Annotated in this window: 20 protein-coding genes; 10 read left to right on the forward strand and 10 right to left on the reverse strand. The window is 66.6% G+C overall.

What is annotated here, in order from left to right; all coding sequences use genetic code 11:
- Positions 1 to 79 precede the first annotated feature (79 nt).
- The 3 genes from ACAW63_RS02895 to ACAW63_RS02905 are packed head-to-tail and all read left to right on the forward strand — an operon-like array spanning position 80 to position 2,708.
- Complete coding sequence (locus tag ACAW63_RS02895; RefSeq protein ID WP_371231564.1) at positions 80 to 1,114, forward strand: hypothetical protein; 1,035 nt, start codon at positions 80 to 82, stop codon at positions 1,112 to 1,114.
- Complete coding sequence (locus tag ACAW63_RS02900) at positions 1,111 to 2,175, forward strand: hypothetical protein (protein WP_371231565.1); 1,065 nt, start codon at positions 1,111 to 1,113, stop codon at positions 2,173 to 2,175. Before ACAW63_RS02895 ends, ACAW63_RS02900 begins: the two co-directional genes overlap by 4 nt.
- A 20-nt stretch (positions 2,176 to 2,195) precedes the next feature.
- Positions 2,196 to 2,708: a dihydrofolate reductase gene (locus tag ACAW63_RS02905; protein ID WP_371231566.1), complete on the forward strand. Its 513-nt coding sequence runs from the start codon at positions 2,196 to 2,198 to the stop codon at positions 2,706 to 2,708.
- 70 nt (positions 2,709 to 2,778) lie between these two features.
- Here the strand turns inward: ACAW63_RS02905 and ACAW63_RS02910 are convergent, their stop codons facing one another.
- Together ACAW63_RS02910 and ACAW63_RS02915 are read right to left on the reverse strand one after the other, a co-directional pair.
- The gene (locus ACAW63_RS02910) at positions 2,779 to 4,569 is read right to left on the reverse strand and encodes an acyl-CoA dehydrogenase C-terminal domain-containing protein (protein ID WP_371231568.1); all 1,791 of its coding nucleotides are present in this window, start codon (positions 4,567 to 4,569) and stop codon (positions 2,779 to 2,781) included.
- A complete protein-coding gene (locus tag ACAW63_RS02915) occupies positions 4,566 to 5,807 on the reverse strand; it encodes a 3-hydroxyacyl-CoA dehydrogenase NAD-binding domain-containing protein (RefSeq protein WP_371231570.1) in 1,242 nt (413 codons plus the stop codon). The genes ACAW63_RS02910 and ACAW63_RS02915 overlap by 4 nt, the downstream gene beginning before the upstream one ends.
- Positions 5,808 to 5,911: 104 nt before the next feature.
- Here ACAW63_RS02915 and ACAW63_RS02920 point away from each other — a divergent pair, with 104 nt between their 5' ends.
- On the forward strand, positions 5,912 to 6,811 hold the full coding sequence (locus ACAW63_RS02920) for a LysR family transcriptional regulator (protein ID WP_371231571.1): 900 nt from the start codon (positions 5,912 to 5,914) through the stop codon (positions 6,809 to 6,811).
- Between the two features lie 139 nt (positions 6,812 to 6,950).
- Here the strand turns inward: ACAW63_RS02920 and ACAW63_RS02925 are convergent, their stop codons facing one another.
- From ACAW63_RS02925 to hslO, 5 genes are all read right to left on the reverse strand, one after another.
- Entirely contained in the window at positions 6,951 to 7,553 is a 603-nt protein-coding gene (locus ACAW63_RS02925) for a nitroreductase family protein (protein WP_371231572.1), read from the reverse strand.
- A 141-nt stretch (positions 7,554 to 7,694) separates the two neighbouring features.
- On the reverse strand, positions 7,695 to 9,194 hold the full coding sequence (locus ACAW63_RS02930; protein ID WP_371231573.1) for a flavin-containing monooxygenase: 1,500 nt from the start codon (positions 9,192 to 9,194) through the stop codon (positions 7,695 to 7,697).
- Between the two features lie 114 nt (positions 9,195 to 9,308).
- The gene (locus ACAW63_RS02935) at positions 9,309 to 11,234 is read right to left on the reverse strand and encodes an ATP-dependent DNA helicase RecQ (RefSeq protein ID WP_371231574.1); all 1,926 of its coding nucleotides are present in this window, start codon (positions 11,232 to 11,234) and stop codon (positions 9,309 to 9,311) included.
- Between the two features lie 197 nt (positions 11,235 to 11,431).
- Positions 11,432 to 12,973: a phosphoenolpyruvate carboxykinase gene (locus ACAW63_RS02940; RefSeq protein WP_371231576.1), complete on the reverse strand. Its 1,542-nt coding sequence runs from the start codon at positions 12,971 to 12,973 to the stop codon at positions 11,432 to 11,434.
- 168 nt (positions 12,974 to 13,141) lie between these two features.
- Positions 13,142 to 14,035 (reverse strand): Hsp33 family molecular chaperone HslO, encoded by an 894-nt coding sequence (gene hslO / locus ACAW63_RS02945; protein ID WP_371231578.1) that lies wholly within the window; start codon positions 14,033 to 14,035, stop codon positions 13,142 to 13,144.
- Between the two features lie 118 nt (positions 14,036 to 14,153).
- On the opposite strand from hslO, the gene ACAW63_RS02950 reads away from it, so the two are divergent.
- Positions 14,154 to 14,954, forward strand: a complete 801-nt coding sequence (locus ACAW63_RS02950; RefSeq protein ID WP_371231579.1) for a phosphatase PAP2 family protein — start codon at positions 14,154 to 14,156, stop codon at positions 14,952 to 14,954.
- Positions 14,955 to 14,999: 45 nt separating this feature from the next.
- Here ACAW63_RS02950 and ACAW63_RS02955 read toward each other — a convergent pair whose 3' ends face one another.
- The gene (locus ACAW63_RS02955) at positions 15,000 to 15,392 is read right to left on the reverse strand and encodes an RNA-binding S4 domain-containing protein (protein WP_275609120.1); all 393 of its coding nucleotides are present in this window, start codon (positions 15,390 to 15,392) and stop codon (positions 15,000 to 15,002) included.
- A 167-nt stretch (positions 15,393 to 15,559) separates the two neighbouring features.
- Between ACAW63_RS02955 and ACAW63_RS02960 the strand changes: the two genes are divergently transcribed.
- The 3 genes from ACAW63_RS02960 to ACAW63_RS02970 all read left to right on the forward strand — a co-directional run bounded on the left by ACAW63_RS02960 (position 15,560) and on the right by ACAW63_RS02970 (position 18,098).
- Positions 15,560 to 15,970, forward strand: a complete 411-nt coding sequence (locus ACAW63_RS02960) for an ATP-dependent zinc protease (RefSeq protein WP_236620561.1) — start codon at positions 15,560 to 15,562, stop codon at positions 15,968 to 15,970.
- Positions 15,967 to 16,872: a 30S ribosomal protein S6--L-glutamate ligase gene (gene rimK / locus ACAW63_RS02965; RefSeq protein WP_015479406.1), complete on the forward strand. Its 906-nt coding sequence runs from the start codon at positions 15,967 to 15,969 to the stop codon at positions 16,870 to 16,872. Before ACAW63_RS02960 ends, rimK begins: the two co-directional genes overlap by 4 nt.
- 296 nt (positions 16,873 to 17,168) lie before the next feature.
- Positions 17,169 to 18,098 carry an LD-carboxypeptidase gene (locus tag ACAW63_RS02970; protein WP_275609121.1) on the forward strand — a complete coding sequence of 310 codons (930 nt, stop codon included), beginning with the start codon at positions 17,169 to 17,171 and terminating at the stop codon, positions 18,096 to 18,098.
- Here the strand turns inward: ACAW63_RS02970 and ACAW63_RS02975 are convergent.
- The gene (locus ACAW63_RS02975; protein WP_275609122.1) at positions 18,095 to 19,414 is read right to left on the reverse strand and encodes an ATP-binding protein; all 1,320 of its coding nucleotides are present in this window, start codon (positions 19,412 to 19,414) and stop codon (positions 18,095 to 18,097) included. The two genes, ACAW63_RS02970 and ACAW63_RS02975, sit on opposite strands and share 4 nt — an antisense overlap.
- A 119-nt stretch (positions 19,415 to 19,533) precedes the next feature.
- On the reverse strand, positions 19,534 to 20,274 hold the full coding sequence (gene ompR / locus ACAW63_RS02980; protein WP_371231581.1) for a two-component system response regulator OmpR: 741 nt from the start codon (positions 20,272 to 20,274) through the stop codon (positions 19,534 to 19,536).
- A 365-nt stretch (positions 20,275 to 20,639) separates the two neighbouring features.
- Here ompR and ACAW63_RS02985 point away from each other — a divergent pair, with 365 nt between their 5' ends.
- Entirely contained in the window at positions 20,640 to 22,976 is a 2,337-nt protein-coding gene (locus ACAW63_RS02985) for a Tex family protein (protein WP_371231583.1), read from the forward strand.
- A 36-nt stretch (positions 22,977 to 23,012) separates the two neighbouring features.
- Positions 23,013 to 23,375, forward strand: a complete 363-nt coding sequence (locus ACAW63_RS02990) for a PaaI family thioesterase (protein WP_370601720.1) — start codon at positions 23,013 to 23,015, stop codon at positions 23,373 to 23,375.
- Positions 23,376 to 23,433: the final 58 nt, after the last annotated feature.

Consider the following 23,433-nt stretch of genomic DNA (forward strand, 5'->3'; position numbering starts at 1 on the left):
CAACCAAACCAAGGGGGGGCTCTCGCGGCTACCGGTCGGCCTCAGACTCAGCCTACAAAAATAACAATGAGGCCTCGCCATGCTGCGCTCGATGCTCAGTGCCTTGCCCCTGCTGCTCGCCGCTACCACCGTGGCGGCGGTGGAAACGCCCCCGGTCCGCCCCTCCGACTGGGGCCCGGACACCCCGCTGATGCAGGCCGTGCCACCACGCCAGCTGGACGCCAGCGTCAGCGCGCGGCAGTCAGCCAGCAACACCTCGCAGTTGTGGATCAGCCAGACCGATTTCCGCCTGCACGACGACATCGGCTTCTTCATCCGCAAGATGCTGATCCAGATGAGCCCGGTAGCCGGCTCCGGTACGCCGCTGATGCTGGACGACCCGAAGTCCATGGTCGCGCGCATCCAGGCCGGCGATATCTTCGTCGCCGACGCTACCCTCGCCACGCTGCTCAACGAGGAGCTGCGCAATGCGAACGCGCCGGTGCGCAACCTGAAGCTCAGCACTCGCGCCGATGGCCAGGAAGTCCACGGCGAACTGCTGCGCAAGGGCCGCTGGCGGCCGCTGCGGATGGTCACGGGAATCGAGCAGGCCGGGCCGCTGAAGGTGGCGCTGGTGCCGCAGCGGATCTTCGTCGACGGGGTGGACGTCACGCCGTCGCTGACCGCCGCGTCCATCGAGATGTCCGAGGTGCTGCAACTGCACACCGCACACATGCAGCTGATCGGCAACCGCATCCTGGTCGACCTCGACGGCCTGTTCCCGCCGCCGCGTCTGGACTTCACCGTGCGCCGTCTGGCGCTGGCCGACGGCGGCATGGACCTGCTGCTGGGCAACGATCTGGACGAGCTGAAATGGCCGCAGCTCAAGGCGCCACACAGCTACATGTTCATCGAGGGCGGCGACATCAAGATGGCGCGGACCATCCTGGTGAAGGCCTACGCGTTGTTCACCAGCCTCAGTCCCGACGCGCCGCTGCTGTTCAACCTCTACGACTACCGCCGCCAGCTGCAGTACGGCGAAATCCGCCTGCGCGAGGACGGCATGGTGCACATCGCGGTATCTCCCATAAAAGCGCCGGTGAAGGCGCCCGCCCCGGAGGAGAAAGCCCTATGAGAACCCTCCTCGCTTCCCTGCTCCTGCTGGCGTTTGCCGGCCAGGCCGCCGCCGAGAGCGCCATCGACAAGCAGCAGCGTGAACTGGGCGTACTGCGCCAGGGCTGGTTCCAGCAGACGCCGCCGGCGCCGGAGTTCAAGGCCAGCCGCCCCGGCGGCCTGCGCGATTCCGGCCAGGACGGCGTGGGCATCCTGCTCAACAACGTGGACATGTATTTCCAGGGCGGCGTCGGCTTCCACAGCCCGCAGCTCAAGGGCTGGTTGGTGCCGCTCAAGGCCGGCGAGCCGATCGACTTCGACCGCCCCCAGGACATGCGCATCGAGGTGTCCGAGGGCGAGGTGATCCTCAGCCCCGAGCAGCTCGCCAACCTGTTCAACCAGCACATCCTCGCCTACCCGGGAACCATGCTGCGCGACTTCCAGCTCAGCATCGAAGGCGACCGCCTGCTGGTGGCCGGCGAAGTGCAGCCGCTGGGCGTCGGACCCTGGCTGCCGCTGCGGCTCTCCGGCACGGTGAAGCTCGACAGCGACAACCTCGACTACCAGCCCGACAGCGTGAAGGTGCTCGGCGTGCCCAGCTACGGCGCCATGAGCCTGGTGGGTCTGCGCCTGGATTCGCTGGTGACCCTGGAGCGCCCCGGCGCGGTGCTCAAGGACAACGTGATGCACCTGAACTACCACCAGGTCTTCCCGCTGGTGGGCATCGGCGGCCGGGTCGAATCCAGCTGGCTGGACGCCAAGGGCCTGCACCTGAAGTTCGCCCCCAAGCCGGGTGCCGCCTCGCTGGCCTTCGAACCGCCGCGCCAGGCCGGGCAGTCCTACATCTGGCTGCAGTCGGGCGACCTGAAGATCTTCGAGATCCTCATCACCTACTCGCAAGTGCTGCTCAAGGCCGAACGACCGGACCAGACCCTGGCCTTCAACCTCAAGGACTATCGCAAGGTGCTGGCCACCGGCATCACCCAGGTCAACGAGGACGGCACCTTCTTCATGCGCGTTCCGCCCTCCGGTCCCACCGGGGAGGTGCGACTGGTATCCTCTGGCAACGGGAGTTCCCGCTGATGTTCACCACTGGAGTCACGATGTCCGAAGTCCTGCCCCTGGCGATGATCGCCGCCCTTGCCGAGAACCGCGTGATCGGCGTCGACAACCGCCTGCCCTGGCACCTGCCGCAGGACCTCAAGCACTTCAAGGCCATGACCCTGGGCAAGCCGGTGATCATGGGCCGCAAGACCTGGGATTCGCTGGGCCGTCCGCTGCCCGGACGGCTGAATATCGTGGTCACCCGCCAGGCCGGACTGAAGCTCGAAGGCGCGGAAGTCTTCACCAGCCTCGACGCCGCCCTGGAGCGCGCCGCGCAGTGGGCCAGGGAAGAGGACGCCGAGGAACTGATGCTGATCGGCGGGGCGCAGCTTTACGGTGAAGCCCTGGGCCGCGCCGAGCGCCTGTACCTGACCCGCGTGGGCCTGAGCCCGGCGGGCGATGCGCATTTTCCCGAGGTGAACGAGGGGCAGTGGCGCCTGGCGTCGAGCATCGAGCATGACGCGGAAGGCGAGACGCCGGCTTATGCGTTCGAGGTGTGGGAGCGGGCCTGACCCGAATCCCGCTCAAAGAAAAACGCCGCCCCGGTCCCCCGGCGCGGCGTTTTGCTTTACCTGCGAGACATCAGAATGCGAAGTGCTCCGCGTCCAGCCCCATCAGGCAGTCCGCGCCGCCCAACAGGGCCTCGCGGTGCATGCTGGCGCGCGGCAGGATGCGTTTGACGTAGAACTCCGCGCTGGCGAGCTTGGCGCGGTAGAAGTCCGCGTCACCCTCGCCGGCGGCGAGTTTCGCCTGCGCCACGCCAGCGGCCTGGACCCACAGGCCGGCCAGCAACGCGTAGGAGCAGTACTGCAGGAAGTCCACCGAGGTGGCGCCGATTTCCTGCGGGTCGCGCTGGCAGGCGGCGATTACGTCGTCGGTCAGGCTGCGCCACTCTTGCAAGCGCTGGCGGACGGTTTCGGCCAAACCGGCAAGCTTGGCGTGGGCGCCCGCGGTTTCGCAGGCGGCAGCCAGCTCGCCGATCAGCGCATTGAGCTCCGCGCCACCGTCACCCAGCAGCTTGCGGCGGATCAGGTCGAGCGCCTGGATGCCGTTGGTGCCTTCGTAGATCTGGGTGATACGGCTGTCGCGCATCAGCTGTTCCATGCCCCACTCGCGGATGTAGCCGTGGCCGCCGTAGACCTGCACGCCGAGGCTGGACACCTCCTGGCCGACATCGGTGAAGAAGGACTTCACGATGGGGATCAGCAGCGCCGCGCGTTTGCTGGCGGCCTTGCGCGCCTCGGCCTCGGGATGGCCGTGCTCCAGGTCCAACTCGCGGGCGCAGAGCGCGGCGATCATCCGGCAGCCTTCGGTGAGGGTCTTCTGGGTCAGCAGCATGCGCCGCACGTCCGGGTGGACGATGATCGGGTCGGCGGCCTTGGACGGCTCCGCCGGGCCGGTCAGCGCGCGTGATTGCAGGCGCTCGCGGGCGTAGGCCAGCGCGCCCTGGCAGGAACGCTCGGCGATCCCCAGGCCCTGCAGGCCGACCTGGAAGCGCGCGTCGTTCATCATGGTGAACATGCACGCCAGCCCCTGGTTGGCCTGGCCGATCAGCCAGCCGGTGGCACCGTCGAAGTTCATCACGCAGGTGGACGCGCCCTTGATGCCCATCTTGTGCTCGATGGCGCCGCAGCTCAGGGAATTGCGCGCGCCCGGCGTGCCGTCGGCCTTGGCGATGAACTTGGGCACGAGGAACAGGCTGATGCCCTTCACCCCGGCCGGTGCGTCGGGCAGGCGCGCCAGCACCAGGTGGACGATGTTCTCGGAGAGGTCCTGCTCGCCGCCGCTGATGAAGATCTTGCTGCCGCTGACGCTGTAGGAGCCGTCAGCCTGCGGTTCGGCGCGGCTACGCAGCAGCGCGAGGTCAGTGCCGGCCTGAGGTTCGGTGAGGCACATGGTGCCGGTCCACACGCCGCTGACCATCTTGCCCAGGTAGTCGCGCTTCAGCTCCTCGCTGCCGTGCTTGTACAGCGCCAGCACCGCGCCCTCGGTCAGGCCGGAGTAGACGCGGAAGGACAGCGACGCGGCCATCAGCATCTCGTGGAAGTTCGCCGCGACCATCTGCGGGAAGCCCTGGCCGCCGAACTCGGTCGGCCCGGTCATGCTTGCCCAGCCGTTGTCGCAGTATTGCCGGTAGGCCTCGCGGAAGCCGTCCGGGGTGGTGACTTCGCCGTTCAGCAGGGTCGCGCCCTGCTCGTCGCTGTTGCGGTTGAGCGGCGCGACCACTTCGCCGGTGTAGCGCGCGCCCTCTTCCAGCACGCCGTCGATCAGCTCGCGGTCGAGGCCGTTGCCCAGCAGCTCGCAATGGGCGCTGACGTCGAACAGCTCATGGAGGACGAAGCGCATGTCGCGCAGGGGTGCCTGGTAACTCATGTGAAAAGCTCCTGTTTGACGTCGGCGAAGCGGCCATTGGCGGCGGCCAGGCGCTCGATCAGCGCGGCCGGCTGCCAGTGCGCGCCGTGGGCACCGGCCAGGTCACGCAGGCGCGCCAGCACGCTCTGCAGGCCCTGGGCATCGGCCCAGGCCATGGGGCCGAACTTGTCCCTGGGGAAGCCGTAACCATTGAGGTAAACGGTGTCGATGTCGTCGCTGGTGGAAGCGATGCCTTCGTCGAGGATCTTCGCGCCTTCGTTGACCAGGGCCAGCAGGCAGCGCTCGAGGATTTCCTCGTCGCCGATGTCGCGGCGGGCGTAGCCCAGGCGTGCGGATTCGCGCAGCACCAGGGCGTCGACTTCCGGATCGTGCTCGGCCTGACGGCTGCCGGGCTCGTAGTGATAGAAGCCCTTGCCGGTCTTCTGGCCGAAGCGGCCCATCTCGCACAGGCGGTTGTCCACCTGCACGGTCGGCGCGTCCTGGCCCTTGCCAGCCAGCTCGCGGGCGCGCCACTCGAGATCGATGCCGACCACGTCGAACATGCGGAACGGGCCCATGGCGAAGCCGAAGCCCTGGATCGCAGCGTCCACCCGGTGCGGCAGCGAGCCTTCGAGGATCAGCCGGCGCGATTCCTGGACGTACTTTTCCAGCATGCGGTTGCCGATGAAGCCGTGGCAGTTGCCGGCGACCACACTGACCTTGCCCATGCGCTCGCCCAGCTCCAGCGCGGCTTGCAGCACGGCGGGAGCGGTCTTCGCGCCACGCACGATTTCCAGCAGCTTCATGATGTGCGCCGGGCTGAAGAAGTGCAGGCCGAGCACCTGGGACGGCCGCGAGGTCACTGCGGCGATGGCGTCGACGTCGAGGTAGGAGGTGTTGGAAGCCAGGATGGCCGAGGGTTTCAGCGCTGCGTCCAGCTCGCGGAAGATCGACTGCTTGAGTTCGAGGTTTTCGTACACCGCCTCGATCACCAGGTCCACTTCGCGGATGGCCGCGTAGTTCGCCACCTGGGAGATGCGTGCGCGGCGGCGGGCGGCTTCGGCCTCGTCGATGCGGCCCTGGCGCACGTTGTGGGCGTAGGTGTCGGCTACGGCGCCGAGGGCCTGGGTCAGCATCTGCGGGTTGTTGTCCAGCCACAGGACCTGCACACCGGCGTTCGCCAGGCACATGGCAATGCCCCGGCCCATGGTGCCGGCGCCGATGACGGCGGCGCTGGCGATGCGGATGTTCTGGCTCATGTTGTTCCTCTTGTCAGCCGGAAACGCTCGTTTGAAGACCACTCACCTTAGGGAAGGCGCTACTATTTTTGAAATTTTGAGTTGTGATAAGTGGAATTCACTCAATGAATATGAACACCTTCGACCTCAACCTGCTGCGGGTACTGGATGCGCTGCTGCGCGAGCGCAACGTCTCCCGCGCGGCGGAGCGCCTGTCGCTGAGCCAGCCGGCAGTGAGCAACGCGCTGAACCGCCTGCGCGAGCTGCTCGATGATCCGTTGCTGGTACGTGTCGGCCGCGCCATGCAGCCCACGCCTCGGGCGCTGGAGCTGGAGGCGCCGATCCGCGACGCGTTGCAGCGCATCGGCCAGAGCCTGGCCGGCGGCGACATCTTCGACCCGGCGCGCAGCCGCCAGCGCTTCACCCTGGCGCTGACCGACTATGTCGAGGCGCTGTGCATGCCGCACCTGCTCGAAAGTCTGGGCAAGACGGCGCCGGGCATCGGCCTGACCATCCAGCACCTGACGCCGACGCTGCCGGCCGAGGCGCTGGACAAGGGCAACCTCGACCTGGTGCTGGGGCGCTTCGAGGAGCTGCCGGCGCGCTTCCTGCGCCGCCCCTGGGCCAGCGAGACGCTGCGCCTGCTGGCCCGGCGCGGGCATCCGCAGGTCGATGGAAGAATCAATCTGCAGACCTTTCTCCAGCAGCGGCACCTGTGGGTTTCCGGCGGGCAGACCAAGGGCATGGTCGATCAGTGGCTGGCCAGCCAGGGGCTGAAGCGGCAGATCGCCTACACCACGCCCAACTACCTGCAGGCGGCGCATCTGGTGGCGACCACGGATTTGCTCACGGTGCTGCCGACGCGGCTGGCGGCGCATTTCGCCCAGCTACTGCCGCTGCAGGTGCTGGAGCTGCCGTTCGACGTGGGGCAGTTCCATCTGGAGCTGGTCTATCTCGCCCAGCGCGAGCGGGATACGGCGTTGCAGTGGCTGATCGAGCGGGTCGTCGAGGCGGCGCCGGAGTGAATGACGTGGCCAGGCCCAAGTTGTAGGAGCGAGCTTGCTCGCGAACAGACGTCCCCCGAAACACTGGTGTTGGGCTGGTTCGCGAGCAAGCTCGCTCCTACGAAAAGCAAAACGCGCCCGGAGGCGCGTTTCGTGGGGATCAGAACCGATCGCGAATGATCGTCTCTTCCACCGGCAGCCGGCCGATGCGCGGCTTGGCTTCCACCGCCTGCTTGCCCACGGCGACCATCAGGCCGATCACGTGGTTGTCCGGCAGGTTGATCAGCTTGCCCACGGCGTCGAAGTCGAAGCCGACCATCGGCACGCTGTCCAGGCCGCGGCCACGGGCGGCGAGCATCAGGGTCTGGGCCACCAGGCCGCTGCTGCGCATGGCTTCGTCGCGCTGGGTCTGCGGCTTGTCGCGGTAGTAGCCGTCGATGGCGCCGACCATGTAGTTCTTCACTTCAGCCGGGGCGCCGTCCCACACGCGCTCGGCGTTCTTCTCCCAGCTGTCGACCTGCGCGCAGACGATCACCAGCATCGAGGCATCGGTCATCTGCACCTGATTCCAGCCGGCTTCGCGGATCTGCGCGCGCAGCTGCGGATCGCTGACGTCCACCAGGCGCACGTGCTGCAGGTTGAAGGAGGTGGGGGCAAGCAGCGCCTGTTGCAGCAGGTCGTCTTTCTCCTCGCGGCTCATCACATAGGAAGTGTCGAAACCACGAATGGAACGGCGGCTGCGGATGGCGTCTTCGATCAGCATGGAAAATCCTCTGGCTGGCATGGGCGGGAATGGCGCGCATGGTAATCCCAGAGACCGCCCCGTTGCAGAGCGGCGTATCGATAATGTCTATCCAGACCGTCGATTGAACGGCGCCCGTCACCTCGGGCGCCGTCGCGGCGATCAGCTCTCCAGCACTTCCACCGGCGCCGCCGTGGCCTGGCGCTGCTGGGGCGAAGTGAAGCTCAGGTAGCCGTCCTCGACCTTGCCGAAACGCAGCAGGGCCAGGTCCAGCGCGTAGTTCTGGTAGAGCTTCCACGGGGTGCGGTCGCCCTGCTTGGGCATGCGGTCGGCGGCGCGCTGGATATAGCCGGAGTTGAGGTTGAGGAAGGGTTCTTCCTTCACCGATCCATCGGTCTGGCGCGGCGTGCACTGGCGCATGCCGATGGCGTCGAGGTGGTTGATCAGGCGGCAGAAGTATTCGCTGGAGAGGTCGGCCTTGAGCGTCCAGCTGGCGTTGGTGTAGCCGACGATGGCGGCGAGGTTGGGCAAATCGCGCAGCATGATGCCGCGGTAACCCATGCTCTGGGTGACGTCGAACGGCTTGCCGTCGATGGCCAGTTCCGCGCCGCCGAACATCACCAGGTCCAGCCCGGTGGCGGTGACGATCACGTCCGCTTCGAGCAGTTGCCCGGACTTGAGCAGGATGCCTTTCTCGGTGAAACGCTCGATATGGTCGGTGACCACCGAGGCGCGGCCCTGGCGCAGCGCCTTGAACAGGTCGCCATCCGGCACGCAGCACACGCGCTCGTCCCACGGCTTGTAGCGCGGGCTGAAGTGGCGCATGTCGAAGTCCTTGCCCAGCTGCAGGCTGGCCAGTTTGAGCATCAGCTTGCGCACCGCACCGGGAAACGCCTTGGAGGCCATGAAGAAGACCATCTGCATGGTCACGTTGCGCGCCCGCGCCTGGCGGTACACCCACTTCTCCGGCAGGAAGTTGCGCAGGAAGTTGGAGATCGGGTCCTTCGCCGGCAGGGTGATCACGTAGGACGGCGAGCGCTGCAGCATGGTGACGTGGGCAGCCTTGTCGGTCAGCGAGGGGATCAGCGTGACGGCGGTGGCGCCGCTGCCGATCACCACGATGCGCTTGCCGCTGTAGTCGAAGTTCTCCGGCCACAGCTGCGGGTGAATGACCTGTCCGGCGAAGCTCTCGCGCCCGGCGAATTCCGGGGTGTAGCCGGCGTCGTAGCGGTAGTAGCCGGTGCACATGAAGAGAAACTGCGCGCTCATGCGCACCGGCTCGTCCTCGTCACCACGCTGCACGACGAGGTTCCAGCGCGCGCCGGCGCTGTCCCAGTCGGCCTTGAGCACGCGGTGGCGGTAGCGCACCTTGTCCTCGACCCGGTACTCGCGGGCGGTCTCGCGGATGTAGTTGAGGATCGACGGACCGTCGGCGATGGCCTTGGGGTCGGTCCAGGGCTTGAAGTTGTAGCCCAGGGTGTACATGTCCGAGTCGGAGCGGATGCCTGGGTAGCGGAACAGGTCCCAGGTGCCGCCCATGGCCTCGCGGCCCTCGAGGATGACGTAGGACTTGCCGGGGCACTGCTTCTGCAGGTGGCAGGCAGCGCCGATGCCGGACAGGCCGGCGCCGATGATCAGTACATCCAGGTGCTCGACGGACATGCGGGGTTCCTCTTGCGACGCCCTTGTGAGTCTAGGCAGGAATGCCTCCCCACACCCTACAAGGGAGCCCGGCGGCGCCACGCCGACCTTTAGTCGTGCGTGGCGTCTGGCCTGTTACAGCTGCGCCTGCACCCAGTCGCGCACGCGGGCGTAGGGGTAATCCTCCAGCGTCGCGTAGCCCGGCAAGGTGCGGGCGCGCATGCGGGTAAAGGCCGGCACGCTGATGCCGCAGAGGAAGCGCGTCACGCAGTCGGCGCTCGGCGCCATCCCTCGCGCGCTGCGGTATTTCTCCAGGAAGGCGGCGCAGCGGTTGTGCAGGGACTGGCCGTCCAGCGGCGGCAGCGCGGGTGGCTCCGGCAGACGGGCGACGCGGCCGGCACACACCGAGCAATGGCCACAATGCCGGGGCGCCTGTTCGTCGCCGAAGTACTGCGCCAGGCGCCAGCTCAGGCACTCCTCGCTGGCCAGCAGGTCGAGCATGGCGCCGATGCGGGCGATCTCGCTTTCCTCGTGGCGCTTGAAGTAGCGGTGCAGTTCCGCGCTCAACCTATCCACATCGAACCGCGCGTCGCGTACCGCGTAGACCTCGGTCATCTGCTTGCTTTCCAGCTCGACCCAGCCGCGCTCCTGGAAGTAGTCCAGCGCCTTCACCACCCGCGCGCGCTCGGCGCCGTGGCGGCTGTAGAGGGCGTCGAAATCCAGGGTCGACCAGGTCCGCGCGCGCGCCGAGGTGTTGAGGATGGCTTCGACGAACTGCCGCCGCTCACCCTCGAAGTGGCCGAGCAATGCGGCGGAATCGATGAGCAGTTTGTAGCGATATTCGGCGAAATAGGCGAAACGCGGCGCGATGATGCCGCGCAGTTCCAGCTGTACCAGCAGCGTCTTGAGCGGCAGCTGGCGGATGTTGGACTGGTCCGACAGCGGCACCAGCATGATCTCCCACTGGCCATTCGGCGCCTGACGGATCTCCTCCAGCACGTTGCGAATGCCTTCGCGCTCGGGGGTATCGCCGTAGACGAAGTTCTCCAGCACGTTGAGGCTGTCGCGGTTGGCCAGCACCAGGCACTCAGAGCGCTGGCCGTCGCGCCCGGCGCGGCCGATTTCCTGGCTGTAGTTCTCCAGCGACTTGGGCAGGTCGTAGTGCACCACCTGGCGGATGTCGCTCTTGTCGATGCCCATGCCGAAGGCGATGGTGGCAACGATGCAGTTCAACTGGCCGTCCATGAAGCGGCGCTGGATGCCCTCGCGCTCGGGGTGCTCCATCCCGGCGTGGTAGGCGCAGGCGGGAATGCCGCGTTCGGCCAGGTGCGCGGCGATGTCCTCGGCGGTCTTCTGCTGGGTGACGTAGACGATGGCCGGTTTGCCCGGCCGCTCGCGCAGCCACTCCACCAGCCGCGTCCGGCGGGCGGCGCTGGAGATGGGCTCCACCTGCAGGTCGAGGTTGGCGCGGTAGAAGCCGGTGGTGACCACATCGCTTTCGGCGATGGCGAACTTGGCGCGCATGTCGGCGATCACCGCCGGCGTGGCCGTGGCGGTGAGCAGCAGCACCTGGGGAATGCGGAATTGCTTCTGGTAGTCCGGCAGCTTCAGGTAATCGGGGCGGAAGTTGTGGCCCCATTCGGAGATGCAGTGCGCCTCGTCCACCACCAGCAGGGAAATCGGCACCTCGCTGATGAAGTTGCGGAAGCGCTCGTTCTTCAGACGCTCCACCGAGATCATCAGCACCTTCAACTCGCCGCTGCGCGCGCGGGCCATGGTCTGCGCGGTCTGCTCGCGGCCCTGCGCCGAATCGATGCTGGCGGCGGCGATGCCGTGGCGGGTGAGGAAGGCGAGCTGGTCCTGCATCAGCGCCAGCAGCGGCGACACCACCAGCGTCAGGTGCGGCAGCAGCAGCGCCGGCAACTGGTAGCACAGCGACTTGCCCGAGCCGGTGGGAAAGATCGCCGCCGCCGAGCGCCCGGCGAGCACGGCGCTGACCGCCGCCTCCTGGCCGGGGCGGAACTGGCGGAAGCCGAAGACGCGTTCGAGGGTGTCGTGCATGTGGATAACTCCCTTGCCTGTCATGGACGATCCCGTGAGCCTAGGGACGTCCATTGTAGGAGCGAGCTTGCTCGCGAACAGCCCAACTCCGGTTCGCGAGCAAGCTCGCTCCTACGAAGAGCACCTTGGAGCAGGACCGTTCCGAGGCACCAATGAAAAAGCCGCCCGAAGGCGGCTCTTTCGCAGAACGGGCTCGCTTACAGCTGCGGGCCGGCGTTCTTGATGGCGTCGCTCACGTCGAACTTCTTGAAGTTCTCGATGAACTTGCTGGCCAGGCCCTTGGCGGCTTCGTCGTAGGCGGCCTTGTCAGCCCAGGTGTTGCGCGGGTTGAGCAGGACGGTCTCGACGCCCGGAACGGCCTTGGGCACGTCCAGGTTGATGATGTCCAGGTGCTCGGTCTCGGCGCCGACCAGAGCGCCGCTCTGGATGGCGGCGATCACGCCACGAGTGGTCGGGATGTTGAAGCGCTTGCCAACGCCGTAGCCACCACCGGTCCAGCCGGTGTTGACCAGGTAGACCTTGGAGCCGAAGGCCTTGATGCGCTTGATCAGCAGCTCGGCGTAGACGCCGGCCGGGCGCGGGAAGAAGGGCGCGCCAAAGCAGGTGGAGAAGGTCGACTTGATGCCGCCGCCCGAACCCATTTCGGTGGAACCCACCAGCGCGGTGTAGCCGGACAGGAAGTGGTAGGCCGCCTGCTCGTTGTTGAGGATCGACACGGGCGGCAGAACGCCGGTCAGGTCGCAGGTCAGGAAGATCACGGCGTTGGGTTCGCCGCCGAGGTTCTTCTCGGAACGCTTCTCGACGTGCTCCAGCGGGTAGGCTGCGCGGCTGTTCTGGGTCAGGCTGTCATCGGCGTAGTCCGGGGTGCGGTTTTCGTCGAGGACGACGTTTTCCAGCACGGAACCGAACTTGATGGCTTTCCAGATCACCGGCTCGTTCTTCTCGGACAGGTCGATGCACTTGGCATAGCAACCGCCTTCGATGTTGAAGACGACGCCCTCGCCCCAGCCGTGCTCGTCGTCGCCGATCAGGTAGCGGCTTTCGTCGGCGGACAGGGTGGTCTTGCCGGTGCCCGACAGACCGAAGAACAGGGTGACGTCACCGGCTTCGCCGATGTTGGCGGCGCAGTGCATCGGCAGCACGTCCTTTTCCGGCAGCAGGTAGTTCTGCACGCCGAACATGGCCTTCTTCATTTCACCGGCGTAGCGCATGCCGGCGATCAGCACTTTCTTCTGGGCGAAGTTGAGGATCACGCAGCCGTCGGAGTTGGTGCCGTCGCGCTCGGGCACGCACTCGAAGTTGGCGACGTTGAGGACCTGCCACTCTTCGCGGCCGGCCGGGTTGTACTGCTCAGGCTCGATGAACAGCGCGCGGCCGAACAGGTTCTGCCAGGCGGTGGCGGTGGTCATCTTCACGGCCAGGTAGTGGTCGTGGGCCGAACCTACATGAACGTGGGAAACGAAGTGGTCCTGGGCGTTGTTGAAGGCCTCGACACGGTCCCACAGGGCATCGAACTTGTCAGCCGGGAACGGACGGTTGATGGCACCCCAGGCGATGGAATCCTTGCTGCCCGGCTCTTCGACGATGAAACGGTCGGCAGGCGAGCGGCCGGTGCGATGGCCGGTACGTACGACCAGCGAGCCGTTGTCGGCGAGTTCGCCTTCGCCGCGGCGAATGGCTTCTTCGACCAGTTGGGCAACGCTGATGTCGGTGTAAACGGCTTTATTGGCTTGCGTCATGTGGGTCCCCGTCGGCCGAAGCCGAGTCCTCCAAACATTGCGTAGTGACTTCTAATTCCCACTACCGCGGAAAAAAGTCGCGGGATTATGCCAGAAAAGAACTGTTTTCGTGCAGCCTCTGATCCGGCAAGCGCGCCATTGGTGCGGCTATCGGACGGATAGAAGCGGTCAGTGGCGGGTTTCCGAGGGCGTTTTGCTACCACCACCGGAGAACAGCTGGGCAACGTCCGAACCGTCGAAACGGTAGCGCTGGTTGCAGAACTGGCAGTCGATCACGACTTCGCCACCCTGCTCGGCGAGCAGGCGCTCGGCGTCCTCGTGCCCAAGACTGACCAGCGCGTTGGCCGAGCGTTCCCGCGAGCAACTGCAACGGAAGACCAGCGGTTGCGGGTCGAACAGGCGCACGTCGTCCTCGTGGTACAGGCGGTGCAGCACGGTGGCGTTGTCCAGGCCCAGCAGCTCCTCGGCGGTGAGGGTGTCGGCGAGGGTGGTGACATGCTGCCAGCTGGCTTCCCGCGACTCCGCGTCGCGCTGGCGGTCGGCCGGCAGCTGTTGCAGCAGCAGGCCACGGGCGCGACGGCTGTCGGCGTTGAGCCAGAAGCGGGTCGGCAGCTGCTCGGAGGTGGCGAAGTAGGTCGACAGGCAGTCGGCCAGGGTCACGCCCTCCAACGGCACGATGCCCTGGTAGCGCTTGCCCTTCTTCGGGTCGACGGTGAGGGTCAGCACGCCATGGGGCATCAGTTCGGCGAGCCCGGCGGCATCGCCGATGGCGTCCGCTTCGTAACGGGCCAGGCCGCGCACTTCGCGGTCGCTGGAGCACTCCACCATCAGCAGCGGTACCGCGCCGTTGGAGCGCGCCTGCAGCACCAGCAGGCCGTCGAACTTCAGGGTGCCGCACAGCAGCGCGGCGGCGGCCAGCATTTCCCCGAGCAGCTGGGCGACCGGCTGCGGGTAGGGGTGCTTGGCCAGCACTTCGGCGTAGCTGCGGTCGAGCTCCACCAGTTCACCGCGAACATCGGTGTTGTCGAACAGGAAACGCTGACTTTGATCGATCTGAGACATGCTGGGCACAACGCTGCGATAGGCACAAATAAATGACAAGTTGATGGCAAAGGCCTATAAAGCGCGCTTTGCAGCACCCACCCGCAGTGGGGTGGTTCCGTAAGGGGGAATCGATTTTATGGATAAAGCCAATCCGTTCCAAGCCACCTGGTCCTGGAAGCCCTTCATCGCCTGTCACCTGCTCGCGTTCGCGCTGCTCCTGCTGTGGCTCTGGGAGCCCGCCCGAGAGGCGATGAACCTGTTCGACTTCAGCCTGTTCAGCCTTCTGAACGAACCACTGGCGACCAACGACGCCTGGCGCCTGACCTGGGCGGTGGCCAGCACCCGTCCGTTCGACCTGCTGGTCGGCGTGATCCTGCTGCTCCTGCTGATCCGGGGCGACTGGATCTTCAAGGCCGCCCAGGCCCGCGCAGCCACCTTCGGCTTCCTCTGTGCCGCCGCGGTCCTGGTGGTGGTGCGCATCCTCTACGCCAAGATCGCCCACCACTTCGGCTGGCAGCACGCGAGCATCTCCACCGTTGTGCCGGATGCCGTGCGCCTGGAGCAGTACTTCCCGAGCTGGGAGAACACCGCCTTCGAGATCAAGGACGAGTCCGCCCGCAGCTTCCCCGGCGACCATGCTTCGGTGCTGCTGATCTGGGCGCTGTTCCTCACCCTGTTCGCCCGCAGCGCCCTGCAATGGGTGGTGATCTGGGGCCTGGCGCTGCTGTTCATGCTGCCGCGCCTGGTGGCTGGCGCCCACTGGGGCCAGGACGATTACATCGGCGGCGTGCAGATGGCGCTGGTGGCCCTGGCCTGGAGCTGCTTCACCCCGTTCGCCGCCAAGGGCAGCGCCGCGCTGGTGCGCTGGACCGAACCACTGTTCGGCCTGCTGACGAAAATCCCGCTGCTCAACCGCCTGAGCGTCGTCGCGGCCTGACCGTCCCACCGTCCCGGCGAGGTGCCGATGCGCCTCGCCGGCGACTCACTCCTGATCGCGAAAGCTGAACAGCTGGCGGCGCTGCTTCTTGGTTGGCCGCCCGTCGGTCTGCAGGCCCAGCGCACCAGCCTTGCGCATTGCGGCCGCATCCTCGCGGCGCTTCGCGCTGTCGGCGGTCTCCTCATACAGCAACTGCGCTTCGGGCGCGCCACGGCGCACCATCGATAGCGCCTTGACCACCACGGTGCGCTCGTCGAAGCCGGTGCGGATCACATATTCCTCGCCGATCTTCGGCTCCTTGCCCGGCTTGCAGCGCTCGCCCCGGCAATGCACCTTGCCCCCCTCGATGGCCTCCTTGGCCAGCGAGCGGGTCTTGTAGAAGCGCGCCGCCCACAGCCACTTGTCCAGGCGGACCTTGTCGTCGTCTTTTTCGCTCACTTCATAACCTCGTCATGCGGGTCTGCGAGTGTACCGCGCGCCCCGCTGGCGGGGCACAACCGGCCTGACTAGAATGCCGGCAAACGCCGGGGACGCCTGCCTTGAAGACATTCGACCAGCTGTCGGTAATCGGTTTGCGCGAATGGATCGCCCTGCCTGAACTGGGCATGGTCGGCCTGCGCGCGAAGATCGACACCGGCGCCAGCACCTCCAGCCTGCATGCCAGCGAGATCGTGCCGTTCAAGCGCAACGGCCAGAGCTGGGTGCGCTTCGTCGCCCACCTCGGCACCCAGGTGCAGCGTCGCCACCGCTGCGAAGCGCCGGTGGTGACGATGAAGACCATCAAGAGCTCCAACGGCCAGGCCCAGACCCGCTACGTGATCCGCACCCTGCTGGCCCTGGGCGACCGCGCCTGGCCGGTGGAATTCACCCTGGCCTGCCGCAAGACCATGCGCTATCGCGTGCTGCTAGGTTCCAAGGCCCTCGTCCACGGCCAGTTGGTGGTCAACCCGGGCCTGACCTACGTCCAGGACAAACCCCTCATCATGGTTTCCTCCACCCCTTCAGGTGATCAATGAAAATTGCTGTGCTGTCGCGCAATCCGCGCCTGTATTCCACCCGTCGACTGGTGGAGGCCGGGCAGCAACGCGGCCATGAGATGGTGGTGATCGACACCCTCCGCGCCTACATGAACATCGCCAGCCACAAGCCACAGATCCACTATCGCGGACAGCCCCTGGAAGGCTTCGACGCAGTGATCCCGCGCATCGGCGCATCGGTGACCTTCTATGGCTGCGCCGTGCTGCGGCAGTTCGAGATGATGGGGGTGTTCCCGCTCAACGAATCGGTGGCCATCGCCCGTTCCCGCGACAAGCTGCGCTCCCTGCAACTGCTCTCGCGCAAGGGCATCGGCCTGCCGATCACCGGCTTCGCCCACTCCCCCGACGACGTGCCGGACCTGATCGAGATGGTCGGCGGCGCACCACTGGTGATCAAGCTGCTGGAAGGCACCCAGGGCATCGGCGTGGTGCTCTGCGAGACGGAGAAGGCCGCCGAGTCCGTGCTGGAGGCCTTCATGGGGCTCAAGCACAACATCATGGTGCAGGAGTACATCAAGGAAGCCGGCGGCGCCGACATCCGCTGCTTCGTGGTGGGCGACAAGGTGATCGCCTCGATGAAGCGCCAGGCCGCGCCCGGCGAATTCCGCTCCAACCTGCACCGTGGCGGCAGCGCCAGCCTGATCAAGATCACCCCGGAAGAACGCATGACCGCCATCCGCGCCGCGCGGATCATGGGACTGAAGGTCGCCGGCGTCGACATCCTGCGCTCCCACCATGGCCCACTGGTGATGGAAGTGAATTCCTCGCCGGGGCTGGAGGGCATCGAGACCACCACCGGCAAGGACATCGCCGGGGTGATCATCGAGTACCTGGAGAAAAATGGCGGGCCGCATCTGGCGCGGACCAAGGGCAAGGGGTGAGCCGGGGCTTTCGTGACGCATGCGTCACGCCGGCGAACGCCAGGCCACGGATGGCCTGGCAGGAGGCTCAGAGAAGCACGTAGTCACGGCAGGGATGTCAGGAACGAACTTTCATGAAGCACCCTTAAGCCCTGCACTGGGTCTCGCCCTCACCCCATCCCTCTCACAGAGGGATGGGGTGAGGAAATGCACGGCAACCCAGCCAACGGAAAGCGCCCAGCCCATCATTGCCCCACTGAACCCTTCGCGAGCAAGCTCGCTCCTACAGGTTCTCCCGCAGTAACCGGATATCAGACATGCCCGCACCCCGCTCCAACGCCGAACTCAAGTGGTCGCCCATCGAAGGCCGCATCGCCCTGGTCGCGCCGGCCTCGGCCATCGCCGAAGAGGTGCTGGAGGCGACCCTGCGCCAGCTGGAAGTGCTGGGCGTGGATTACCACCTGGGCGAACACGCCGATGCGCGCTACCGCTACCTGGCCGGCACGCCGCAGCAGCGCCTGGAAGATTTCCACGCCGCCTTCGAGCTGGAGGACGTCAGCGCCGTCTGGTGCCTGCGTGGCGGCTACGGCTGTGGACAACTGGTCCCGCGACTGGACTGGAAGCGCCTGCAAGCCGCCTCGCCGCGCCCGCTGATCGGCTTCTCGGACATCTCCATCCTGCTCAGCGCCTTCCACCGCCATGGCCTGCCGGCGATCCACGGACCGGTGGCCACCGCCCTCGGCCTGCAACCGCTCAGTGCGCCCAGCGAGCAGCACGAGCGCCTGGCTTCGCTGGCCTCGGTCAGCCATGTGCTGGCGGGAAATCCGGGCAAGCTGGCGGTGCAGCACCTGGCAGGGCCGAAGCACTCCGTGGAGGGCGAACTGATCGGCGGCAACCTCACTGCGCTGGCCTGCATGGCCGGTACCGAAGGCGCGCTGCATGTGCCGGACGGCGCGATCCTGATCCTCGAAGACGTCGGCGAGCCCTACTACCGCCTCGAACGCAGCCTCTGGCAACTGCTCAACAGCCGCGGTGGGGCACGCCTGGGCGCGGTGTGCCTGGGCGGCTTCACCGACTGCCCGCGCAAGGGCGTGGCGCATAGCCTGGAAGAGATCATCAGCGAGTACGTCGCCACCCTGGGCGTTCCGCTCTACCACGGCCTGCCCAGCGGCCACGGCGCGCACAATCGCGCCTGGCCCTACGGACGCCGGGCGCTGCTGGAAGGCAAATCCCTGCGCTGGGATTAGTGGGCGTTGCGCGGCAGCAGCAGCCCCAACGGCAGGCAGACCCGCGCTTCCACCCCGCCCCCCTCACGGTTGCGCAGCTCGATGCTGCCACCGTGCTGCTCGGCGATGCGCTTGACGATGGCCAGCCCCAGCCCGGTGCCCTTGCCGCCGCGCGCCTTGTCGCCGCGAATGAAGGGATTGAAGATGCTGCTCAGCTCCTGCGGGTCGATGCCGGCGCCGCGGTCGAGCACGCTGAGCACCACGTAGGGCGCCGCGCCGCCACCGGCCACGTGGGCTGCCACTTCCACCTTGCCGCCGCCATGGTTGAGCGCGTTCTCGATCAGGTTGCCGAGCATGCGCTTGATCGACACACGGCGGAAACGGAACGGCGGCAGCGGCTCCAGGCACAGGCGCACGCGTTCTTCCGTCTGGTTGAAGGCATCGGCCGTCTCGCACACCAGGCCGTACAGGTCGCCCTCCTCCACCGGCTCGTCGCGGCCGTCGCGGATGAAGGCGAGGAACTGGTCGAGAATCGCGTCCATGTCCTCGATGTCGCGGACCATGTCCTCGACCATCTCCCGATCGCTCTCGGGCATCAGTTCCAGCGACAGGCGCAGGCGCGTCAGCGGCGTGCGCAGGTCATGGGACACGCCGGCCAGCATCAGCTCGCGCTCGCGCCCGGCCTGCTCGACATCGTCGGCCATCTGGTTGAAGGCGCGGTATACCTCGGCCATCTCGCTGGGCGTCTCCGGCCCCAGCGGCAGGCGCACGCTGCGCCCCTTGCCGAACTCGCGGGAGGCGAACACCAGGCGCTTGAGCGGCTGGCTGAGCAGGCGCACGAAGATCCAGGCGGCGGCCGTGGACAAGAGGCCGATGCCGAGGAACCAGCCCAGCACGCTCCAGATCTGCTGGCCGCGCAGCGGGTGCGGGTAGAGCGGTACGCCGATCCAGCCCTCGCCCAGGGTCGGCGCGCGCACCCAGAGCATCGACGGATGATGGATGCGCAGGCGCGTCTCGGTGTCGATGCCCAGTTCCATGCGCATCTGCCGCTGGAAGATGTCGGTGTACGGCCAATGCACCTCTTCCGGCTGCCCCTGCTCGTGGGGCGCCCACTTCAGCCCGGCGGACTGGGCGATGGCCTCGCGCGACTTCTCGTCCGCCGCCCAGTAGGCGCGCACGGTCAGCGCCGCGCCGTGGCTGTACTGACGGTCGACCAGCATGTCCTCGTTCATCAGCAGGTAGACCAGGGTCAGCGCCTTGGAGAACAGCACGACGATGAGCACCAGCCAGAGGGTGCGGGCGAAGAAGCTTTGCGGGAACCAGAGGGGTGTTTTCAAGAACGGACTACCAGAGAACGGCTTTTTGTAGGAGCGCGCTCGCTCGCGAACCAGCTTCGGCGCAGGGGCCGTTCGCGAGCAATAACGATGGCGTCCCCCTCGCGCCTACAGGGGAAACATCATTTACGGGCGGCACCATCCGGCACGAACACGTAACCCACGCCCCAGACGGTCTGGATATAGCGCGGCTTGGACGGGTCGGGCTCGATCAGCCGGCGCAGGCGGGAAATCTGCACGTCGATGGAACGCTCCAGGGCGTCCCACTCGCGGCCGCGGGCCAGGTTCATCAGCTTGTCGCGGGTCAGCGGCTCGCGGGCGTGCTGTACCAGGGCCTTGAGCACGGCGAACTCACCGGTGGTGAGCATGTGCACTTCCTCGCCCTTCTTCAGCTCGCGGGTGGCCAGGTGCAGCTCGTAGTCGCCGAAGGTGACGATCTCGTCCTCGCCCGCCGGCGCGCCCGGCACCAGCGGCGCCTGGCGGCGCAGCACGGCCTTGATCCGCGCCAGCAGCTCGCGCGGGTTGAACGGCTTGGCCAGGTAGTCGTCGGCACCCTGCTCAAGGCCCTGGATGCGGCTGGACTCGTCGCCCTTGGCGGTGAGCATGATGATCGGGATCTGGTTGTTCGCCTCGCGCAGGCGCTTGCACGCGGAGAGGCCATCCTCGCCGGGCATCATCAGGTCGAGCACCACCAACTGGAACAGCTCGCGGGCCAGCAGACGGTCCATCTGCTCGGTGTTCTCGACGGCGCGGACGCGGTAACCCTGCTCGTCGAGGAAGCGTTCCAGCAGACGGCGCAGGCGTGCGTCGTCATCGACCACGAGGATCTTTTCGCCTTCCGGCAGGGTGGCAGCGTTGCTCATGGAGACTCCCAGAATCTGATTCGACGGGCATTATCGCCCAGCCGCGGTGGCACACGGCCTGTCCATTGTTAGCAGATTTTTCCCCGACCAGCCGACCACCGGGTGAAATTGTCGTGGGTATAATGCGGCGCTTTTGCGGCGGGGCGTTGTCACAGAGCCTGTCCGAAGGCCGGGGTCTCCGGTCCGGGCGCTCTGTTATGAGCCTGCTTCATGATCTCGCGAGCTAGAGCAGAACAAGGCGAGGGCAGCTGAAAAAGCGGAGTTGACTGCAGTCAATGAGCATTTTTCAGCTGCCCTCAACGCAGTTATGCCGACGCGCAGCAGATCAGGCGCCCCGTATTTCGATTGTTTTGTCAGGTGGATTTATGGACAGCATCAACACCCGTATCGCCGAAGAGCTTTCCGCACTGCCCTCCGGCCGCGTTCAACCGCAGCAAGTCGCCGCTGCCGTCGCCCTGCTCGATGAAGGCTCCACCGTCCCCTTCATCGCCCGTTACCGTAAGGAAGTCACCGGCAGCCTGGACGACACCCAGCTGCGCATGCTCGAAGAGCGTCTGCGTTACCTGCGCGAGCTGGAAGACCGCCGTGGCGCGATCCTCGCCAGCATCGAGGAACAGGGCAAACTGACCCCGGAACTGGCCCGCGAGATCAAGCTCGCCGACACCAAGACCCGCCTCGAAGATCTCTACCTGCCCTATAAGCAGAAGCGCCGCACCAAGGGCCAGATCGCCCTGGAAGCCGGCCTGGGCGAGCTGGCCGACGCGCTGTTCGCCGACCCGACCCTGACCCCGGAAACCGAAGCCGCGCGCTTCGTCGATGCCGAGAAGGGCTTCGCCGACACCCGCGCCGTGCTCGAAGGCGCCAAGTACATCCTCATGGAGCGCTTCGCCGAGGACGCCACCCTGCTGGACCGCCTGCGCGGCTTCCTCAAGGACAACGCCACCCTCACCGCGCGCGTGGTGCCGGGCAAGGAAACCGAAGGCGCCAAGTTCAGCGACTACTTCGAGCACGACGAGCCGCTGAAGAACGCCCCGTCGCACCGCGCCCTGGCGATCTTCCGTGGCCGCAACGAAGGCGTGCTGAGCGTTTCCCTGAAGGTCGGCGAGGAGCTGCCGGGCACCGCGCATCCGTGCGAAACCATGATCGGCGAGCGCTTCGGCATCAGTAACCAGGGTAGGGCCGCCGACAAGTGGCTGTCCGAAGTGGTGCGCTGGACCTGGAAGGTCAAGCTCTACACCCACCTGGAAACCGACCTGCTGGGCGAGCTGCGCGAAGGCGCCGACCTTGAGGCGATCAACGTCTTCGCGCGCAACCTGCACGACCTGCTGCTGGCCGCCCCGGCCGGCCCGCGCGCCACCCTGGGCCTGGACCCGGGCCTGCGCACCGGCGTGAAGGTCGCCGTGGTCGACGCCACCGGCAAGCTGCTGGACACCGCCACCGTCTACCCGCACGCGCCGAAGAACCAGTGGGACCAGACCATCGCCTTGCTCGCCGCGCTGTGCGCCAAGCACCAGGTGGAACTGATCGCCATCGGCAACGGCACCGCCAGCCGCGAGACCGACAAGCTGGCCGCCGAGCTGATCAAGAAATACCCGGCGCTCAAGTGCACCAAGATCATGGTCAGCGAGGCCGGCGCCTCGGTGTACTCGGCGTCCGAACTGGCTGCCAAGGAATTCCCGGAGCTGGACGTATCGCTGCGCGGCGCCGTTTCCATCGCCCGCCGCCTGCAGGACCCGCTGGCCGAGCTGGTGAAGATCGAGCCGAAATCCATCGGCGTCGGCCAGTACCAGCACGACGTGTCCCAGCTGCAGCTCGCGCGCAGCCTGGACGCGGTAGTGGAAGACTGCGTGAACGCCGTGGGCGTGGACGTCAACACCGCTTCCGCCGCCCTGCTGGCGCGTATCTCCGGCCTCAACAGCACCCTGGCGCAGAACATCGTCGCGCACCGTGACGCCAACGGCGCGTTCAAGACCCGCGACGATCTGCGCAAGGTCAGCCGCCTGGGCGACAAGACCTTCGAACAGGCCGCCGGCTTCCTCCGCGTGATGAACGGCGACAACCCGCTGGACGCCTCCGCGGTGCACCCGGAAACCTACCCGCTGGTACAACGCATCGCCGCCGACACCGGCCGCGACGTACGCTCGCTGATCGGCGACTCGGCCTTCCTCAAGCGCCTGGACCCGAAGAAGTTCACCGACGAGCAGTTCGGCCTGCCCACCGTCACCGACATCCTCAAGGAACTCGACAAGCCCGGCCGCGACCCGCGCCCGGAGTTCAAGACCGCCGAGTTCCAGGAAGGCGTCGAGAGCCTCAAGGACTTGAAGCCCGGCATGGTGCTCGAAGGCGTGGTGACCAACGTCACCAACTTCGGCGCCTTCGTCGACATCGGCGTCCACCAGGACGGCCTGGTGCACATCTCCGCGCTGTCGGAAAAGTTCGTCAAGGACCCGTACGAAGTGGTCAAGGCCGGTGACATCGTCAAGGTGAAGGTCATGGAAGTGGATATCCCGCGCAACCGCGTCGGCCTGTCCATGCGCATGAGCGACACCCCCGGCGAAAAGGTCGAAGGTCCGCGCGGCGGCGGTCGTCCGCAAGGCGGCCAGCGTCCCGATCGTGGCGCCCCGCGCCAGCAGGAGAAGGCCCCGGCGAACAACGCCATGGCCTCGCTGTTCGCCAACGCCAAGCAACTGAAGAAGAAGTAAGGAAGGTCCATGAGCGAGATGCCCGCCCGCGAGCTGATGATCAGCCGCTTCAGCGAAACCATCGGCGTGCAGCCGGTGCGCGTCGCCGACGGCGAAGCCGAGGTGCTGCTGCCGATGGCCGAGCACCTGCGCAATCGCGGCAACGTCATGCACGGCGGCGCACTCTTCACGCTGATGGACATGACCATGGGCCTGGCCTGCTCCAGCGCCCATGGCTTCGACCGGCAGAGCGTCACCCTGGAATGCAAGATCAACTACATCCGCGCGGTCGCCGAGGGCGAGGTGCGCTGTGTGGCGAAGGTCCTGCACGCCGGGCGGCGCTCGCTGGTGGTCGAGGCCGACATCCACCAGGGCGACAAGCTGGTCGCCAAGGGACAAGGCACCTTCGCCCAGCTGTAACTGGCACCGCGACATCTGACCTATGCTGGACGCCGGAGCCCGCAATCACGGGCGCCGG

This window comes from Pseudomonas sp. QE6 (assembly GCF_041379005.1).
Lineage (GTDB): Bacteria > Pseudomonadota > Gammaproteobacteria > Pseudomonadales > Pseudomonadaceae > Pseudomonas.

What these genes read in the sequence shown, in the direction of transcription:
- ACAW63_RS02925 (WP_371231572.1), bottom strand. Translation starts at nt 7,553, where the DNA reads ATGCTGATCGAAGACGCCATCCGCAGCCGCCGTTCCATTCGTGGTTTC.
- rimK (WP_015479406.1), top strand. Translation starts at nt 15,967, where the DNA reads ATGAAAATTGCTGTGCTGTCGCGCAATCCGCGCCTGTATTCCACCCGT.
- ACAW63_RS02940 (WP_371231576.1), bottom strand. Translation starts at nt 12,973, where the DNA reads ATGACGCAAGCCAATAAAGCCGTTTACACCGACATCAGCGTTGCCCAA.
- ACAW63_RS02950 (WP_371231579.1), top strand. Translation starts at nt 14,154, where the DNA reads ATGGATAAAGCCAATCCGTTCCAAGCCACCTGGTCCTGGAAGCCCTTC.
- ACAW63_RS02960 (WP_236620561.1), top strand. Translation starts at nt 15,560, where the DNA reads ATGGTCGGCCTGCGCGCGAAGATCGACACCGGCGCCAGCACCTCCAGC.
- ACAW63_RS02900 (WP_371231565.1), top strand. Translation starts at nt 1,111, where the DNA reads ATGAGAACCCTCCTCGCTTCCCTGCTCCTGCTGGCGTTTGCCGGCCAG.
- ACAW63_RS02990 (WP_370601720.1), top strand. Translation starts at nt 23,013, where the DNA reads ATGATCAGCCGCTTCAGCGAAACCATCGGCGTGCAGCCGGTGCGCGTC.
- ACAW63_RS02915 (WP_371231570.1), bottom strand. Translation starts at nt 5,807, where the DNA reads ATGAGCCAGAACATCCGCATCGCCAGCGCCGCCGTCATCGGCGCCGGC.
- ompR (WP_371231581.1), bottom strand. Translation starts at nt 20,274, where the DNA reads ATGAGCAACGCTGCCACCCTGCCGGAAGGCGAAAAGATCCTCGTGGTC.
- ACAW63_RS02930 (WP_371231573.1), bottom strand. Translation starts at nt 9,194, where the DNA reads ATGTCCGTCGAGCACCTGGATGTACTGATCATCGGCGCCGGCCTGTCC.
- ACAW63_RS02910 (WP_371231568.1), bottom strand. Translation starts at nt 4,569, where the DNA reads ATGAGTTACCAGGCACCCCTGCGCGACATGCGCTTCGTCCTCCATGAG.
- ACAW63_RS02905 (WP_371231566.1), top strand. Translation starts at nt 2,196, where the DNA reads ATGTCCGAAGTCCTGCCCCTGGCGATGATCGCCGCCCTTGCCGAGAAC.
- ACAW63_RS02985 (WP_371231583.1), top strand. Translation starts at nt 20,640, where the DNA reads ATGGACAGCATCAACACCCGTATCGCCGAAGAGCTTTCCGCACTGCCC.
- ACAW63_RS02935 (WP_371231574.1), bottom strand. Translation starts at nt 11,234, where the DNA reads ATGCACGACACCCTCGAACGCGTCTTCGGCTTCCGCCAGTTCCGCCCC.
- ACAW63_RS02970 (WP_275609121.1), top strand. Translation starts at nt 17,169, where the DNA reads ATGCCCGCACCCCGCTCCAACGCCGAACTCAAGTGGTCGCCCATCGAA.
- hslO (WP_371231578.1), bottom strand. Translation starts at nt 14,035, where the DNA reads ATGTCTCAGATCGATCAAAGTCAGCGTTTCCTGTTCGACAACACCGAT.
- ACAW63_RS02895 (WP_371231564.1), top strand. Translation starts at nt 80, where the DNA reads ATGCTGCGCTCGATGCTCAGTGCCTTGCCCCTGCTGCTCGCCGCTACC.
- ACAW63_RS02920 (WP_371231571.1), top strand. Translation starts at nt 5,912, where the DNA reads ATGAATATGAACACCTTCGACCTCAACCTGCTGCGGGTACTGGATGCG.